This is a genomic window from Saccharothrix isguenensis, from assembly GCF_052936305.1.
This window is the reverse complement of the sequence record NZ_CP193626.1, coordinates 7,666,554-7,681,474: the sequence shown is the minus strand read 5'-3', so window position 1 is coordinate 7,681,474 and position 14,921 is coordinate 7,666,554. Positions and strand designations below refer to the sequence as shown.

Annotated in this window: 14 protein-coding genes and 3 tRNA genes; 7 read left to right on the top strand and 10 right to left on the bottom strand. The window is 72.6% G+C overall.

Annotated elements, in window-relative coordinates:
• Positions 1-156 precede the first annotated feature (156 nt).
• The 4 genes from ACRAKI_RS34725 (at position 157) to ACRAKI_RS34710 (ending at position 901) form a co-directional block, all read left to right on the top strand.
• Complete coding sequence (locus ACRAKI_RS34725; RefSeq protein ID WP_447004683.1) at positions 157-402, top strand: hypothetical protein; 246 nt, start codon at positions 157-159, stop codon at positions 400-402.
• A gap of 198 nt (positions 403-600) precedes the next feature.
• Positions 601-673 (top strand) — tRNA-Glu (locus ACRAKI_RS34720).
• 42 nt (positions 674-715) lie between these two features.
• Positions 716-789 (top strand) — tRNA-Asp (locus ACRAKI_RS34715).
• A 35-nt stretch (positions 790-824) separates the two neighbouring features.
• Positions 825-901, top strand: a tRNA-Phe gene (locus ACRAKI_RS34710).
• A gap of 43 nt (positions 902-944) precedes the next feature.
• Here ACRAKI_RS34710 and ACRAKI_RS34705 read toward each other — a convergent pair.
• On the bottom strand, positions 945-1,700 hold the full coding sequence (locus ACRAKI_RS34705; RefSeq protein ID WP_447004682.1) for a protein phosphatase 2C domain-containing protein: 756 nt from the start codon (positions 1,698-1,700) through the stop codon (positions 945-947).
• Between the two features lie 65 nt (positions 1,701-1,765).
• Here ACRAKI_RS34705 and ACRAKI_RS34700 point away from each other — a divergent pair, with 65 nt between their 5' ends.
• Together ACRAKI_RS34700 and ACRAKI_RS34695 are read left to right on the top strand one after the other, a co-directional pair.
• Positions 1,766-1,978 (top strand): helix-turn-helix domain-containing protein, encoded by a 213-nt coding sequence (locus ACRAKI_RS34700; RefSeq protein ID WP_447004681.1) that lies wholly within the window; start codon positions 1,766-1,768, stop codon positions 1,976-1,978.
• On the top strand, positions 1,975-2,511 hold the full coding sequence (locus ACRAKI_RS34695) for a Clp protease N-terminal domain-containing protein (RefSeq protein WP_447004680.1): 537 nt from the start codon (positions 1,975-1,977) through the stop codon (positions 2,509-2,511). Before ACRAKI_RS34700 ends, ACRAKI_RS34695 begins: the two co-directional genes overlap by 4 nt.
• Here the strand turns inward: ACRAKI_RS34695 and yczE are convergent.
• Positions 2,480-3,109: a membrane protein YczE gene (yczE, locus tag ACRAKI_RS34690; RefSeq protein ID WP_447004679.1), complete on the bottom strand. Its 630-nt coding sequence runs from the start codon at positions 3,107-3,109 to the stop codon at positions 2,480-2,482. The two genes, ACRAKI_RS34695 and yczE, sit on opposite strands and share 32 nt — an antisense overlap.
• 61 nt (positions 3,110-3,170) lie before the next feature.
• Between yczE and yczR the strand changes: the two genes are divergently transcribed.
• Positions 3,171-4,631: a MocR-like transcription factor YczR gene (gene yczR, locus ACRAKI_RS34685; protein WP_447004678.1), complete on the top strand. Its 1,461-nt coding sequence runs from the start codon at positions 3,171-3,173 to the stop codon at positions 4,629-4,631.
• A 448-nt stretch (positions 4,632-5,079) separates the two neighbouring features.
• Here yczR and ACRAKI_RS34680 read toward each other — a convergent pair whose 3' ends face one another.
• The 8 genes from ACRAKI_RS34680 to ACRAKI_RS34645 form a co-directional block, all read right to left on the bottom strand.
• A complete protein-coding gene (locus ACRAKI_RS34680; RefSeq protein WP_447004677.1) occupies positions 5,080-6,081 on the bottom strand; it encodes a hypothetical protein in 1,002 nt (333 codons plus the stop codon).
• A gap of 314 nt (positions 6,082-6,395) precedes the next feature.
• Complete coding sequence (locus ACRAKI_RS34675; RefSeq protein WP_447004676.1) at positions 6,396-7,952, bottom strand: CHAT domain-containing protein; 1,557 nt, start codon at positions 7,950-7,952, stop codon at positions 6,396-6,398.
• Entirely contained in the window at positions 7,949-8,371 is a 423-nt protein-coding gene (locus ACRAKI_RS34670) for a hypothetical protein (protein WP_447004675.1), read from the bottom strand. The genes ACRAKI_RS34675 and ACRAKI_RS34670 overlap by 4 nt, the downstream gene beginning before the upstream one ends.
• The gene (locus ACRAKI_RS34665) at positions 8,368-8,913 is read right to left on the bottom strand and encodes an RNA polymerase sigma factor (protein WP_447004674.1); all 546 of its coding nucleotides are present in this window, start codon (positions 8,911-8,913) and stop codon (positions 8,368-8,370) included. The genes ACRAKI_RS34670 and ACRAKI_RS34665 overlap by 4 nt, the downstream gene beginning before the upstream one ends.
• An 88-nt stretch (positions 8,914-9,001) precedes the next feature.
• Positions 9,002-11,179 (bottom strand): FtsX-like permease family protein, encoded by a 2,178-nt coding sequence (locus tag ACRAKI_RS34660; RefSeq protein ID WP_447004673.1) that lies wholly within the window; start codon positions 11,177-11,179, stop codon positions 9,002-9,004.
• Positions 11,180-11,303: 124 nt separating this feature from the next.
• Positions 11,304-13,625 (bottom strand): FtsX-like permease family protein, encoded by a 2,322-nt coding sequence (locus ACRAKI_RS34655; protein WP_447004672.1) that lies wholly within the window; start codon positions 13,623-13,625, stop codon positions 11,304-11,306.
• On the bottom strand, positions 13,622-14,329 hold the full coding sequence (locus ACRAKI_RS34650) for an ABC transporter ATP-binding protein (RefSeq protein WP_447004671.1): 708 nt from the start codon (positions 14,327-14,329) through the stop codon (positions 13,622-13,624). Before ACRAKI_RS34650 ends, ACRAKI_RS34655 begins: the two co-directional genes overlap by 4 nt.
• Positions 14,326-14,850, bottom strand: a complete 525-nt coding sequence (locus ACRAKI_RS34645) for a PadR family transcriptional regulator (RefSeq protein WP_447004670.1) — start codon at positions 14,848-14,850, stop codon at positions 14,326-14,328. Before ACRAKI_RS34645 ends, ACRAKI_RS34650 begins: the two co-directional genes overlap by 4 nt.
• Between the last annotated feature and the right edge of the window lie 71 nt (positions 14,851-14,921).

Here is a 14,921-nt window from a genome sequence, read left to right as displayed (position 1 = left end):
CCCTCCTCGTTCGCGTCAAGCACATCACGGGACGCTTGACACCGACTGGCCTACACGGAAAGTGACGCTCCGTCGCCCCCGAATCACTCTGCGGGGGGCTGCGGTTGTCGGACGGGCTCGCTTAGCCTCGCGCCAACCTCAAGTCGGGGAGGCGTCATGAGCGGGTCCCTAGAAATGCGTCAGTTCCTGTGGAACCAGGACGACACGATGTCCAGGCCGGGCGGCGGTGGTGTGCCGGCCCAGCGGACAGGCGAGCCATCGCGGATCTCGGACGAGCAGGTGCACCGGGCCAGGCTCTCGGTGGCGCGCGGCGCCACCAGTGCCGAGGACTGCCGGTTGCTGCTCGACATGCTCGGGTTGTCCCCGGGCGAGGACGGGGGCGCGCCGCCCGTGCAGCGGTAGGACGTGCGGCCGACGGCCCTTCGGGACGTGATCCGAATGGGCCGTCGCAGCCGTGGACGCGGTGGAATCGCAGGTCAACAACTTGTGCCACCCCCGTTTTGGAGGTGTGGGCACTCGTGCCCTATGCTTACGATGCTTCCACCGGACAGCGTGGAGGGCCTGGGAAGATGGTGGCCCAAGGGCTGCCGGAGGAACTAGGTCCCCATCGTCTAGCGGCCTAGGACCCCGCCCTTTCAAGGCGGTAGCGCGGGTTCGAATCCCGTTGGGGGCACGTAGTACAGTTAGTCGAGTACGGTGTGAAGCAGTAAAGCAAGGCCCAGTGGCGCAGTTGGTTAGCGCGTCGCCCTGTCACGGCGAAGGTCGCGGGTTCGAGTCCCGTCTGGGTCGCAAGGCAGTTCGGCCGGTTGGTCGAGCCGCTACCTGGCCAGGTAGCTCAGTTGGTACGAGCGACCGCCTGAAAAGCGGTAGGTCGGCGGTTCGACCCCGCCCCTGGCCACCAGACTCGTTGAAGAAAAGCCCTCCGCGCACGCGGGGGGCTTTTCTCATTCCGGCCCGGTGAATCGGATGACGGCCAGCGCCTGGTCGTCGTGGATTTTCGGTCGCGGCCACTTCCGGCGATCGGCATCATCCGCTTCCGCCGCGCGAATTTCGTCCAACACCGCTTCCGGTCCTTTTTCCGCTGTGACGTCGAACACGATCTGCCAGTCGTCGAACAAGCCGTAGTCGTCCACGCCGCAGGACACACCGTCCGTCGCCATCACCACCGCGCGCACCCGGTCACGCGGCCAACTCGCCCGGACGGCCCGGTGCGCGGCGGTGGGGTCCGCCTCGGCCACCCACCAGCCGTGCTCGTGGTTGCGCCAGTCGGTGATCCGGTCGACCTTGCCGCGCATGTCGCGCAGCCGGTTGTCCGCCACGACCTGCGGGCCGTCGTCGGTGAACACCACCACCGGGCTGTCCGCGAGCACCAGCACGTCCACGGCCGTGTCGGTCCACCGGGTGATCGCGACCGTGCTCGACGGGGAGTCGCCCGGGATCAGGCCGTGGTGGCGGGCGAGGCGTTCGATGGCTCGGGCCAGGTCGTCGGCGAGGTCGCCGTCCAGGTGGCTCCGACCCGCTGCCAGTTCCCGGGCCAGGTTCCGCGAGTGCCAGCCGCCGTCCCGTTCGCGCGGGGTCGGCGAGGTGGCGCCGTCCAGCAGCACCACGGCGTTCGCCAGTCGGACTATCCGGTCCTCGGTGGGGCGTGGCAGGCCGTCACGGCCGACTCCTGGCCGTTCGGCAGTCGTGATCTCCGGCATCGACGTCGAGCGTAGTGCGTCAACCTGGGTTGACAAACCGGCGCTTGTCAACCAAGGTTGACGACATGACGGAGGCAACCCAGCTCGCCTCGGCGGCGGGCGACCACGACCCCAGGGTCGGACTGCGAGCGGTGAGCGCGCTGCGCCGACTGCTCGAAACACTCGAAGCCGTGCAGGTGCGCAACGCCCGCGCCCGCGGCTGGTCCTGGCAGGAGATCGCGGCCGAACTCGGGGTCACCCGGCAGGCCGTCCACAAGAAGCACGGGGGAGACCGATGATCGGGGAACGGTTCACCAGGGCCGCGCGCCAGACCGTCCACGAGGCGGTGGCGCAGGCCGAACGGCTCGACTCGCCTGAGATCGGGCCCGAGCACCTGGCGTTGGCGCTGCTCGACGCGCCCGTGCTGGCGGCCTTCTCGCTGCCGCGCGACGACGTGGTGGAGGCGTTCGCGGCGGCCCGGCGCAAGGGCGGGCTCAGCGCCGCCGACACCGAGGCGCTGCGCGGGCTCGGCATCGACGTCGACCAGATCGTGGCGTCGGTGGAACGGTCGCACGGCGAGGGCGCGCTGGCCGGTGCGCCCCGGCAGCGTCGGCGGCGGTTCTTCGGCAACCACCGGCCGTTCACGGCGGCGGCGAAGAAGACGCTGGTGCGCAGCCTGGTCGAAGCACGCGACCTCGGCCACGGCACGCTCGGCCAGGAGCACCTGTTGCTGGCGCTGCTGGCCGAGCAGGGGGTGGTGGCCGAGGTGTTGGAGGCGCGCGGGGTGAGTTACGAGGAGGTCAGGAAGCGGGCCGCGCGCTCACCCAGGTGACCAGGGGGAGGAACGCCTGGGTCAGCGGGCCGATCGTGACGGCGTAGAGGACGGTGCCGACGCCGATCGTGCCGCCGAGCAGCCAGCCGATCGCCAGCACCGTGATCTCCACGACGGTTCTGACCAGGCGCAACGAGGTCCCGGTCCGCGCGCAGAAGCCGGTCGTCAGGCCGTCGCGCGGGCCGGGGCCGAGGCGGGCGCCGATGTAGACGGCGGCGGCGAGGCCGTTCAGCACGATGCCGGCGGTGAGGAACAGGATGCGGGGCAGGAGTTCGGCCGGGTTCGGCAGGATGGCCAGGCTGACGTCCACCGCGATGCCGATGACGATCACGTTGCTGACCGTGCCGACGCCGGGTCTCTGCCTGAGCGGGATCCAGCAGAGCAGGACCACGAGGCCGACGAGGGCGGTGATCGTGCCGAACGACAAGCCGGTGATCTTGGTCAGGCCTTCGTGCAGCACGTCCCACGGGTCGAGGCCGAGGGTGGCGCGGATCTGGAGCGCCATGCTCGCGCCGTAGAGCCAGAGCCCGGCGACTAGTTGGGGGATGCGGCGAAGCGGCGAGACGGTGACCGGGACCTGGGTGAGTGCGGCGAGCATGTGGCCATCCTTCGTCGAGATTGGCCTTGTATTCCAGAGCCAATCCGCAATAATTGGCTTCATGAATGGCAACGTCCCACCAGGTGGACGTATATCCGGTTTCCGCCTGGCCCGGTTGCTCGGTGAGTGGCGTCGTCGTGGCACGCGTCACGGCTCGGCGGACCTCGCCGCCGCGGTGCGGATGCTCGTGCTGGACGGCAGACTGCCCGCGGGCACCCGGTTGCCGGCGGAACGTGAGCTGGCCGAGGTGCTGCCGGTGAGCCGCACCATGATCACGGCTGCGCTGGACCAGCTGCGGGCGGAAGGTCTGGTCGCCAGCCGGCGGGGGGCGGGGTCGTGGATCAGCCTGCCGACCGGGGCGCTGGGGGTGGGTCCGGACACCCCGTTGGTCGGGCAGAGCATGGTCGACTTCGCGCGTGCCGCGCCCCCGGCGCTGCCGGGTCTGCTGGCGGCGTTCGACCGGGTTCGGCTGACCTTGCCGGACCACCTGACTGATCACGGCTACTACGAGCACGGGCTGCCTCAGCTGCGGAAGCGCATCGCGGACCGGTACGTGGCGCGAGGGCTGCCGACGTCGCCGAACCAGATCGTGATCACCAGCGGCGCACAGCACGCGCTCGCGTTGGCGCTGCGCCTGCTGACCGGCCCCGGCGACCGGGTGCTGGTCGAGCAGCCCAGCTACCCCAACGCGCTGGACGCGATCAAGGCCGTGTCCGCCATCCCGGTCCCGGTGGCGATGACCGACACCGGCTGGGACCTGCCCGGCATCTCGGCGGCCCTGCGCCAAGCCGCACCCCGCATGGCGTACGTCGTGGTCGACTTCCACAACCCCACCGCCCACCGCCTGGACGCCGAGGGTCGAGCCGAACTGGCCGACGTAGCCCGCCGCGCCCGCACCCCGCTGGTGGTCGACGAGACCGTCGTGGAACTGGACCTGGACGGCGACCCGCTCGACGGCCCGCCCCCGATGGCGTCGTACGCCGAGGACCTGGTCGTGACCCTGGGCTCGGCCAGCAAATCCCACTGGGGCGGTCTGCGCATCGGTTGGATCCGGGCCACCCCCGAGATGGTGCACCGCCTGATCTCCACCCGCACCGCCCTGGACCTGGGCTCGGCGGTGGTGGAGCAGCTGGTGCTGGCGGAGCTGCTGGCCGACCCCGAACCGGCCCTGCGCGAACGCCGTGCGCAACTCGCGGCGCAGCGCGACGTGCTGATCGGAGGGTTGCGCGAACACTGCCCGTCGTGGCGCTTCCGCACGCCCGAGGGCGGGCTCAGCGTGTGGTGCGAGCTGGACGCGCCGGTGAGCACGCGGATCGCGGTCGTCGCCCAGAACCACGGCATCCGCTTGGCGCCGGGGTCGCGCTTCGGGGCTCACGGCGGTTTCGAGCGCTGGCTCCGGCTGCCGTTCGTCCAGCCGCCGGACGTCCTCCGCGACGCCGCCCGCCGGCTTGGTCTGGTGGCGGCGTCGGTGGTTGGGTCGGGGCCGGCGGGTGAGGCCGGCGTTGCCGTCCCCGTCGCCTGACCGCTCCCCGTCGCCCGGCCGATTCCCTGCTCCCGCACCGATTCGCTGCTCCTGCCGGCTGCCGATGCCGGGGTGCGGCTTGGCGCTGGTGGGCCTGGAGGGTGCGGGGTGTTCGGCGTTCCCGTCGGGTTCCGGCGCAGCCCCTCGATGAGCCGGAACCCGACGGTGGTGAGTGGACCTGCGGCGGGGACGCTCCAGGGATTGGCGTCCCCTGCCGCAGGTTCCCTTGCGGTCCCTTCGCTGCGGGGGCAGCGCGGCGATGGGACCTCGCCCGTTCCTGCCAGGGCGCGGTCGGCAGGAACGGGAAGTCTGGGGGTGCGCGCCGGCGCGTCGAGCCACCCGGTGGGCGACTGCGCGACCGCACGACGGTGCGACTGCGGGATATCAGGAGGTGACTGGTCGGACGGCTGTACTCACGTGTGCTCAGGGCACACGGGTCCCGTCTCGCTCAGTCGGGTGACGTGCTGGGCAGCCCGGGAACACTGCCCGGGGATCGCCCGTCGTCCCACCGCTCGGTCGACCACGCCGCCAGCGGCTTCGGGTCGGACTGGCTGCTGAACGACGCGATGAGGCCACCTCGGTGACCGCCACCGCTGTCCGCACTGCTCGAAGACGACGCCGTGGGCGCACTGGGCGCGGGCGCCTGGGTCGGGGCGGGTGCGGGGGTGCTGGGCTTCGGCGCCTCCCACACCACGTCGGCGTTCGACGCGGTGCGGGAGGCGGGTGGAGCCGATGCGGTGCCTTGCGGCAGCACGTCCGAGCCGGCCGGTGCGGTGACGACGACGGCCGCCGGGACTGGAGGTGCTGCGGGAACCGGTGCGGGAGGCGGCGCCGAAGCCGCTGCCCTGGCCGCTGCCTTCGCGGCCACCTTCGCCTGGTACAGCGGGGCGGGCATGGTGTTCGACACCGCACCCGAGTGGCTGTAGTGGGTGCTGCTCCCGGACGTGTAACCGGGGTGGGTGTACTCGTACTCGTCGTCGTACGGATCGGCGGGACGTGCACCGGTGTACGGCGCCGAGTACGGCTCGTCCGAGTGCGCGTCGTCGGTCGGCCGCACGTCCAGAGAGGACGGGACCAGGAACTCGAACGGGAGCCGGTCTGCGACCAGGGGGCGTTCGAGCGGCCGGTCGACGGGACTGAAGTCCACTGCGAACGCACTGAACGTGCCGGACGTGCCGAAGCCGCCGGACGTGTCGGACGCATCGAAAGCCGGGAGGCCGAACGGGTCGTGCGGGAGCGGGTCGGCGAGCAGCGCGTCGACGGTCGCCGACTGCTGCTCGCCGAGCGCCACGTTCACCGCGTCGAGCGTCGCCGCGATCTCGTCCGAGTGGTCTTCGTCAGCCGAGGCGAGCCCGCCGCACGCGAGCCAGGCCGCCGTGGCCAACCCGCCCACGGCGAGTGCCCGGAGCAGCACGGACCCACTGCGGCGCACCGCGTCGGAGACAGCCACTGTGGATCACCACCGTTCCGGTTGCGGCGGACGGGACGGACCGTTCGAGGTCGACGTTCTGCTATGTCTAGCACTGGTAACCGCATTTTCGAACGTTCTGCGCCGGAACCCACTCGGAAGGGCGGTGGGGTGCGGCTGTCCGGGTTGCCACACCCCGCCACCGACCACAGTCCGTCGTGGCCACTGCATCGGGTGACGCCGGCGAAGTCCCTTGTGGACGCCTGGCCGGTGTCCGCAGTGGACGCCTGAGCAGTGGGTTCGGCTTCGGCAGTCCCATTAGTCCATTCGAGTGTCGTCGTGTCGGGTGCCACGGCTCATCCCGCGCCCACGCACACGAAGCCGAGATCACCATGCCGGGCCTGCGCGTCCGCAAGCGCTTGCGCCGGGTTCGCCAGGCCGGCGTGCAGGTCGACCATCAGGTCCACCACCCGGTCGTCCGGCACCGCCCGCACGCTCTCCACGACCACCCGCGCGCCGCGCCGCAACAGCACCCGCGCCAAACCGGACTCGCACGCCGACAGCACCACGACCGACGGCACGCGCGCCAAGCCGGCGAGGTCGTGCCCGTCCAGCGGCCCGTCGTCCAGCTGGAGGTACGAGAACAGGTCGTCCTGCCGCACGCCGTGCGCGGCGAAGTGCGCGACGTCCACGCGGACCATCTCGCGCAGCGTCTCGTCCACCGTGGAGGAGGACCGACCGCCGTGCGTCCGGCGCAACGCCTCCACCTCCCGGTGCGCGTGCCGCAGGCTCGGCCCGGCGACCCACAGGCGGCTCGTCAGCGCCAGCGGCCGGGTGCTCGCCCGGTGCCAGTGGCTCGGCGACGGCGCCACCGACAACGCCCGCCCGGCGGCGGACGGCAGCGCGGCCCACGGCATGCGCTCCAGTTCCGGGCTCGGCACGATCACCAGTGGCCGGTCGCCCGCCGGCCGCAGCAGGCGGTCGAGGTCGGCGATCGCGTGCGGGGCCGCTGCCAGGGACAGCGAACGGACGTGCCGCGCGGTGGTCCGGGCTTCACCGAAGTCGTGCAGGCGGACCCGGCCGGAGGCCACGGACACCGCCAGCAACCGGCCGCGGTGGCTGATGAAGTGCAGCAAAGCCTTGTCGCCCAACGCCTGCACCACGTCAGCCAGGGGAACGGCCGGTCGCCGGGTCGTGCGCGGCACGGGGGAGAGCCTGCGGATCTCGCGCTCCAACCGGGCGATCCGGTCCCGGTCGCGCCGCACCCGCGCCAGGCGCAGCTCGGCGCGAACCGCCGCGACCTCGGGCGGGACGTCCGGCGGGCACACCGGGCGGCGTTCGCTCCAGCGCAGCGCGGATCGGGCGTCGCCGCTGGTCAGGGCATGGTCGAGGGCGATGTCCACCAGGTCTCCGTGGGTGTCGGGGTCGTGCAGCGCGAGCCCGGCCCGGCACGCGGCCACCGCGTCACGCCGGGTGTCCGCGAGCCGTGCGCGGGCCAACCAGCCGATGGCCTTCGAGCGGGACGTGCCGCGGTGTCGGCGGGCCGCCGCCTGCTCGGGCGCGTGGGTGAGTCGGAGCTCGGCCGCGTCGTCGTGGTGCCCGTGCCGGTCGCACGCCTCGGCCACCGCGAGAGGTGAACCGGGCGCGCCCGCACGCAGCGCCACGGCCTGGGCGGCCGGTATCCACGACGGGCGGTTCTCGCCGCGGAACAGGGCTTCGGCCTCGCCGGCCAACGCACGGGCGGCGGTGGAGTCGTTGTCCCGCAACGCGCACCGTGCGGCGAGCAGGAGCGCTTCGGGCAGGCGGGAGAAGTTGACCGCCCGCCGCAGCACGACGTTCGCCTCGCGCACCAGCCCGGTGTTGAGCAGGGCTTCCGCCCGGCCGACGAGGGCCAGCGAACGGTCGGGCGTCATGCGACGAACCACGGCGTGGCGTGCTCACGGCCGCCGCCGCGCAGCACGAACCTGACCGGCCCGAACGGCAGGAGTTCGACGTGGAACCAGCCCGCCTCGTCGATCGCGGCCGTCTCCTCGCCCCCTGGCCGGCGCGCCACGGCGAGGGCGCCGGCGCGGGCCAGCCCGGTGACGTGCAGGCCGCCCGCCACGTGGTCGAGGCGCAGGTCCAGGTCGGTGAAGGTCACCGTGCGCGTGCCGCACCGCCCGCGCATGCCGGGCGGGTCGACCCGGGCCGAGTCGGACAGCAGCCGCATCGTGGTCCCGCCGGTGCGTTCGCCCAGCGCCGATCGTGCTTGCGAGGCAAGGGTCCGCGGGGTCGGGTCGAGGTCGTCCACGAGGTGCGCCAAGGCGTCGAGGAGTTCGCGGTCACTGGTCACCGGGCCACCTCGACACCGATGCGTCGGCGCAACACGGTCAGGCAGCGGCCGCGGGTCGCGCCCAGGCTGTTGACCGGGATCCCGACCGCCTCGGCGACCTGCGTGAACGACAGTTCCGGCGCGAACGCCGCCAGCCGCAGGATTTCCCGGCACCGGTCGGTCAACGATGCGTAGGCGCGCCACAACCTCGGTCCGACGTCCCCCGCCACCGCCGCGTCCTCGGGTGTCGGCCGGCCGTCGGGCGGTTCCCACAGGTCGAGCGGTTCCTCCCGGCCGCGCAGGCGCAGCACGGTCAGCGTCTCGCGCCGGGCCGTCGTGACCAGCCACGCGCCCAGCCGCTCGGGGTGGCGGATGCGGGTCAGGTTCTCGGCCAGCGCCAGCCAGGCGGCCTGGCAGACGTCGGCCGCGTCGTCCGGGTTCAGCCGGTGCGAGCGCGGCACCGCCCAGACCAGTCGCACGTACCGGCGCACGATCTCGTGCCACGCCGTCTCGTCGCCGTCCTGGGCGAGGGTGAGCAGTTCAGTGTTGGTCCGATCTTGCATGCTCGTTGAGAGCACCCGGCCTGACCTGGGGATACCGGGGCCATCCGATGGTGTGGTCGGCGGAACCGGCGATCGTTTCGGCGCGTCGCTATTCGGTTCGCAGGCTGCTCGGGCGGATCGCCGTGCGCAGCGCCGGCAACGTGCACAGGGTCACCACGAGGACGACGACCGCCGCTGCCGCGACCGTGGTGGCGACCTCGGTCCAGGCGACGCGGAACCGTTCGGCGGGGACCACGAGCCACGCCGTGCCGAGGCCGATCGGGATGGCCAGCCCGATGCCGAGGGCCGCCGGTATCGCGGACTGCCACAGCGCCGACAGCGCCAGGACATTCGGCGGCACACCGTTCGCGGCCAGCACCGCCGTGGGCCGGCGGCGTTCGAAGACCTGGTCCACGGCCGCCGCCGCGAGCCCGATCACGGCCAGCAGGGTGAGCAGCGCCGATCCGCCGATGACGCCGCTGCGCAAGGACGTGAAGAGCTCGACCTGCCCGGCCGGCCGGCGGAGGGTGACGCCCCGGTCCGCGCGGCCGGTGGCGGCCAGCAGCCGGTCGCCGAAGGACTCGTCCGGATCACCGCGGACGACGAGTTCGGCCGGCGGGATGGCGGACAGCACGGGATCGGCTCCGCCCGCGACGTACAGCGCTTCCGCGTCGTCGTCCACCGCCTTGTACCGCGGCACGACCCACGGCTGCCCGTTGACGGTCAACGTGGTGCCGGCCGCGGGACCTCGACCCGCGAGGTAGGCGGAGCCGGTCGTGCAGTCCCCGACGTCCAGCCGTTCGGCGATCTCGGCGCAGTCGGTGCTGATGACGACGGTGTCCTCCGTGCCGTACACGCGCACTTCGCTGACCTGCCGCACGCCGCCGACCAGCGCGATCGCCTCCTCCAGCGACCGGACCGGGGTGCGGTCGGACAGGTCGAGCACCCAGCGGCCGGGGGTGTCGGACGGTGGGGCGGCGGTGAACTGGGCCGCCACGCCGAGCAGCACCTGGAGCGTCAGCGACCCGGTGAGCACGACGACGACACCGGCCAGGACGCGCGGGGTGCCGGCGTCGAAGCGGAGGGCGCGGAGGGCGAGCAGCGGGGCGACGCCGTCCGGTTCCAGGCGGTGCGCGACCTTGCCGACCAGCCACGGCAGCACCGCGCCCGTGCCCGCGAGGACCAGCGCGACACCGATGCCGAGACCGACGGCCAGGCTCGCGTCGGCCATCACCTGCCAGTAGCTGCCGACCGCGGTGATCACCACGATCAGCACCGCGCCCGCGCCGATCAGCCCGAACCGCCACCACGCCCGGTGCTCCGGGAGTTCGACGGCACGGGACAGCCCGAGCGGGCCGACGTCCTCGGTGCGCAGGGCGAGCAGGGCCGACACCACGGCGACCACCGGCACGCCCGACGCGATCAGCGCGCCGAGCAGCGGGTCCGGCAGCAGGTCGGTCGGGAAGAAGCCAACCCCTTCGACCTCGATGAACCGGGCCAGCGGCCGGGCGGCGAAGAACAGCGCCACGCCGACGGCCAGCCCGAGCACGGCCCCCGTCAACGTCTCGCCGCTCGCGATCCAGCGGATCTGGTTGCGGGACGCGCCGACCAGCCGGATCGCGGCCAGGCGTTGCCCGCGGCCGGTCGCGCCGAGCCGGGTGGCGACCAGGATGAAGATCCCCAGCGGCACGAGGAGCGCGCCGATCGCGGCGGCCATCAGCAGCCGGTAGATCGGCAGGAGGGTCGACGGGGGCAGGTCGCTGCCGAAGCCGGTGGCCGGGTAGGCGGTGTCGAGGTGGACCTCGGGGAGGCCCGCGTAGAAGATCAACGATTTCGGCCTGGGCAGCCCCGCGTCGGCGATCACGCCGATGACGCTCTCGGGGAAGCGGGCGCGGACCGAGTCCTCGGTGCGCATCAGGTCCAGCAGTTCCGGCGAGACGACCAGTTCGCCCGGTCCGGGGATGCGGCCGACGCCGGGCGGCGCTGGCGCGTCGGGTGCGGTGGCGGCCAGTTCCACGCCGGTGATCAGGCGGCCCTGCCAGGAAACGCTGACGTGGCGCGCTTTGAGCGTGGGGGCCGCCTTGGCCGAGGTGGCGGCCGAGGTGATGGACGCCGCTTGGACGCGTTCGGACTTGGCCTCGCGGGCCGGGCCGATGGACGCGGCCAGGAGCAGGACGGTGACGCCGAGGCCCACGCCGGCGGCGGTGAGCGCCAACCTGGCCCAGGACGTCCGGCTGCCCCCGACGGCCAGTCGGATGCCGAGGACCAGGTCGGCGGCCCACCTCATCGGAGCGCGTCCTTCGTGCTCCGTGCGCCCCCGTGGGGGACGTGGTGGGAGTGGTGCGGGTGTGGGATCACATCTCAAGAGACGCGGGGGAGGGGCGGGACGTGGCTTCGGCGTGCCGAGCGGGTCACTCGGATCGGAGGCCGAGGGCGCCGGTGGCCCGCCGCAGGGACGGGAGGGACAGGATCGTCACCACGACGACCATCAGGGCCGCGGCGCCGCTGAGCAGGGCGATACCCGGCCAGTCGAGCACGACGGGTTGCGAGATGACCTTCAGCAGCAGGGCCGCCAGGCTGCCGCCCACGACCACGGCCACGACGACCGCGAGGAGCAGCGGCACCGCGTTCTGCCACAGCAGGGACCTGCTCAGCGCACCTCTCGGGACGCCGCTCGCGGCCAGCACCGCCAGCGGTCGTCTGCGTTCCCGCACCTGTTCCAGGGCGAGCACCAGCAGGCTGGCGCTCGCGAACAGCAGCGTGATCAGCGAACCGGCCAGGAGTCCCCGCCGGATGCTCTGGAACTCCTCGACCCGCTGGGCCAACTCGGCCTCGCCGAAGTAGGACGTGTAGCTGCGCCAGGCCATCGGCGCCACCGCGTTGCGGACGTGCTCGGCGACGTCCGGAACACCCCGGTCCACCATGACGTGGAGGGTGGCGCTACCGGGCAGGACCGGCAGGTCCCGCACCGCGGACGGGGTGAGGAACAGACCCTGCCGGAACCCGATCGAGGCGCCCGGCTCGTCGATCACGGTGTACTCCGGGACCGTCCACCGCGGACCTCGCCGGAGTTGGCCGTCCGCGTCGGTCCCCGCGTACACGGTGACCTCCTGACCGGCTTCGACCCGCCCGGACCCGCTGTCGTAGGAGACGTCGCGCCGGACGTAGAACGCGTCGCCGTCCTGACAGCTCGGCAGGTCCGCCTGGACCTCCAGGGCTTCGCACGTGCCGACGACCGCCGACTCGATCAGGTCCGAAGCCCCCGCGAACAGCAGGTCGTACGTCGTGTGGACCCGTTCGACGCCCGTCGACCGCTCCAGCAGGCCGACCGTCTGCCCGGTCACCTCCGGTGTCGCGTCCCGCATGGAGATCACCATCCGGCTGTGGTCCGCCTGGGGCAGCGGATCGTCCAGGATCTCGCTCTCCGCACTGGCCATGATCGACTGCAGGGCGATGCCGCCCGCCAGGACCACGGCCACGCCACCGACCACGCGGGCCGCCGTGCCGCTCTCCAGCTGGAGCCTGCGGATCGCGAGCTGCCACGACGGCGCGCCGCCGCGCATGCGACCCACCGCGCGCTCCACCACCCACGGCAGCAGGACGGGGATGCTCAGCAGCAGCATCAGGATGCCGCCGACCACGACCGGCTCGGACGCCTGGTTCTCCTCACCGCCGAGCGTCCCGGACTGGCTGGTCAACGCCGCACCGCCGACGACCAGCGGCACCACTCGCCACCACAGCGCCCGGCGCACCGGCTTCGCCCGGCGCACCACGCCCAGCGGCTCGATCACCGTGTGGCGCATCGCGAGCACCGAGGTCACCACCGCCATGACCGGCACCAGCACGGCGATCAGGACCGCCAGCGGCAGCGACGGGGTCAGGTCGCTCACGAACACGCTGATCCCCAGCAGCCGGACGGACTCCACGAACTGCCGTGCCCCGAAGAACAGCGCCGTGCCCACCGCCAGCCCGACGAACGCGCCGAGCAGCGACTCACCCGCCGCGATCCGGCGCACCCGGAACCCGCCCGCGCCGACCAGGCGCAACGCCGCCAGCCTGCGGTCCCGCTCGGCCCCCGCCAGCCGGGTGCTGATCCCCACGAACACCAGCACCGGGAACAGCAGCGCGACCACGCCCACCATGATCAGCAGGGTCAGCAGCGGGTCGAGGGTGCGTTCGTGCACCGTGCCGCCGAACCGCATGGTCGCGTTCGGGCCGTCCTCCTCCACGGTCGCGTCACCGGCGTAGAACAGCAGGTCGTGCGGCGCGTTGAGGCCGGACTGGTCGATCGTGCCGACGATCCGCTGCGGGAACCGTTCGCGCAGCAGTTGGCCTTCCGGAGACTCCAGCAGCTCCCGCAGCGCGGGCGACACGAACAGCTCGCCGTCGCCGGGCACCCTCGACATGCCCGGCGGCACGGGCGCGTCCGGACCGCTGCCCTTCACGAAGTGGCCGGAGATCGGCTCGCCGCGGTACGCGGTGTGCCACAGCGTCGAGTACAGGACGTCCCCGGACGCCTCTTCCGCGCCGGTCGAGCTAGCGGTGACCGGCTCGCGGTCCGCCTGCCGCTCGGCGCGTTCGGACAACACGGTCGTCACCGAGGCCGCGGCCAGCAGCACGGCCACCCCGATGCCGATGCCCGCGCCGGTCAGCGCGAGCCGCACCCACGACGTGCGCCCGCCGCCGACGGCGAGCCGGACGCCCAGCGCGAGGTCGGAGAACCACCGCTTCACGTGATCGGCTCCATCTCGCGGGACCGGCCGTCGCGCACGACGACCTCGCGGTCGGAGTACGCGGCGACGCGCGGTTCGTGCGTCACGAGGACGACCGCCGCGTTCGTCTCCTTCGCCGCGGTGACCAGGAGCTGCATGACGCGCTCGCCGTTGAGCGAGTCCAGCGCGCCTGTCGGCTCGTCGGCGAACACCACGCGCGGACCGGTGACGAGCGCGCGCGCCACGGCGACCCGTTGGCCTTGGCCGCCGGACGTCTCGCCGGGGCGCTTGTCCGCGACGTCGGCCACTTCCAGCCGTTCCAGCCACTCACGGGCCCGTGACTCGGCTTCCTTGCGCTTCACCGACCCGAGCCGGAGCGGGAGGGCGACGTTCTCCAGGCACGTCAGCTCCGGCACCAGCTGGCCGAACTGGAACACGAACCCGAAGTCGGTGCGCCGCAACTCGCTGCGCGGGCCGTCGCCCATCGCGCTCAGCTCGACGTCGCGGTAGCGGACCGTGCCCTTGTCCGGGGTGAGGATGCCGGCCAGGCAGTGCAGCAGGGTCGACTTGCCGGAGCCGGACGGGCCCATCACGGCCACGACTTCGCCCGCTCGCACGTTCAGGCCGGCGCCGTCCAGCGCGGGCGTCGGGCCGAACGACTTGTGCAGGTCGACGGCTTCCAGCAGCGCCTTCACCGGTGCGGTGGTCGAGGTCGCGCCGGTCACTTGGTCACCGCGTTCTTCAGCTGTCCCAGGCGTGCGGCGGTGAGCTCCAGCCAGCGCAGGTCGGCTTCCAGGTGGAACAGGGCGTGGTCGCAGATCAGCTGGTCGGCGAGGTCGCCGTGCGCCTTGCGCTTGGTCAGCTCGCGCATCGTGGTCAGGTGGGCGGTGCGCTGCACGTCCAGCACCTCGTCCGCGCTGCGGCCGGACAGCAGGGCCAGCACGACCTTCGCGTAGAGCGTGTTCTGGAGGTAGGGCTCCGGCTTCTCCGGCGTGCCCAGCCAGTGCTCCACGTCGGTCACGCCGGCGTCCGTGATCGCGTACCGCTTGCGCTCCGGGCCGTCGCCCGACTCGACGCCGGCCTCTTCGACCAGGCCGTTGCGGAGCAGGCGTGACAGCGTGGTGTAGACCTGCCCGTAGTGCAGCGGCCGATCCTGGCCGAAGCGCTCGTCGTAGGCCCGTTTCAGGTCGTATCCGTGACTCGGGCCCTTTTCCAGCAGGCCGAGCAGGGTGTGTCCGATCGACATGCCGGCAACTATACACTCCAGGTATACACGTCGTTCATAGCCTTAACGGCCCAGCGGCGGTGGCCGGCCCG

Excerpts from the sequence above, each read along its gene's own strand:
- ACRAKI_RS34725 (WP_447004683.1), top strand. The coding sequence starts at position 157 with ATGAGCGGGTCCCTAGAAATGCGTCAGTTCCTGTGGAACCAGGACGAC.
- ACRAKI_RS34705 (WP_447004682.1), bottom strand. The coding sequence starts at position 1,700 with ATGCCGGAGATCACGACTGCCGAACGGCCAGGAGTCGGCCGTGACGGC.
- ACRAKI_RS34700 (WP_447004681.1), top strand. The coding sequence starts at position 1,766 with ATGACGGAGGCAACCCAGCTCGCCTCGGCGGCGGGCGACCACGACCCC.
- ACRAKI_RS34695 (WP_447004680.1), top strand. The coding sequence starts at position 1,975 with ATGATCGGGGAACGGTTCACCAGGGCCGCGCGCCAGACCGTCCACGAG.
- yczE (WP_447004679.1), bottom strand. The coding sequence starts at position 3,109 with ATGCTCGCCGCACTCACCCAGGTCCCGGTCACCGTCTCGCCGCTTCGC.
- yczR (WP_447004678.1), top strand. The coding sequence starts at position 3,171 with ATGAATGGCAACGTCCCACCAGGTGGACGTATATCCGGTTTCCGCCTG.
- ACRAKI_RS34675 (WP_447004676.1), bottom strand. The coding sequence starts at position 7,952 with ATGACGCCCGACCGTTCGCTGGCCCTCGTCGGCCGGGCGGAAGCCCTG.
- ACRAKI_RS34665 (WP_447004674.1), bottom strand. The coding sequence starts at position 8,913 with ATGCAAGATCGGACCAACACTGAACTGCTCACCCTCGCCCAGGACGGC.
- ACRAKI_RS34660 (WP_447004673.1), bottom strand. The coding sequence starts at position 11,179 with ATGAGGTGGGCCGCCGACCTGGTCCTCGGCATCCGACTGGCCGTCGGG.
- ACRAKI_RS34645 (WP_447004670.1), bottom strand. The coding sequence starts at position 14,850 with ATGTCGATCGGACACACCCTGCTCGGCCTGCTGGAAAAGGGCCCGAGT.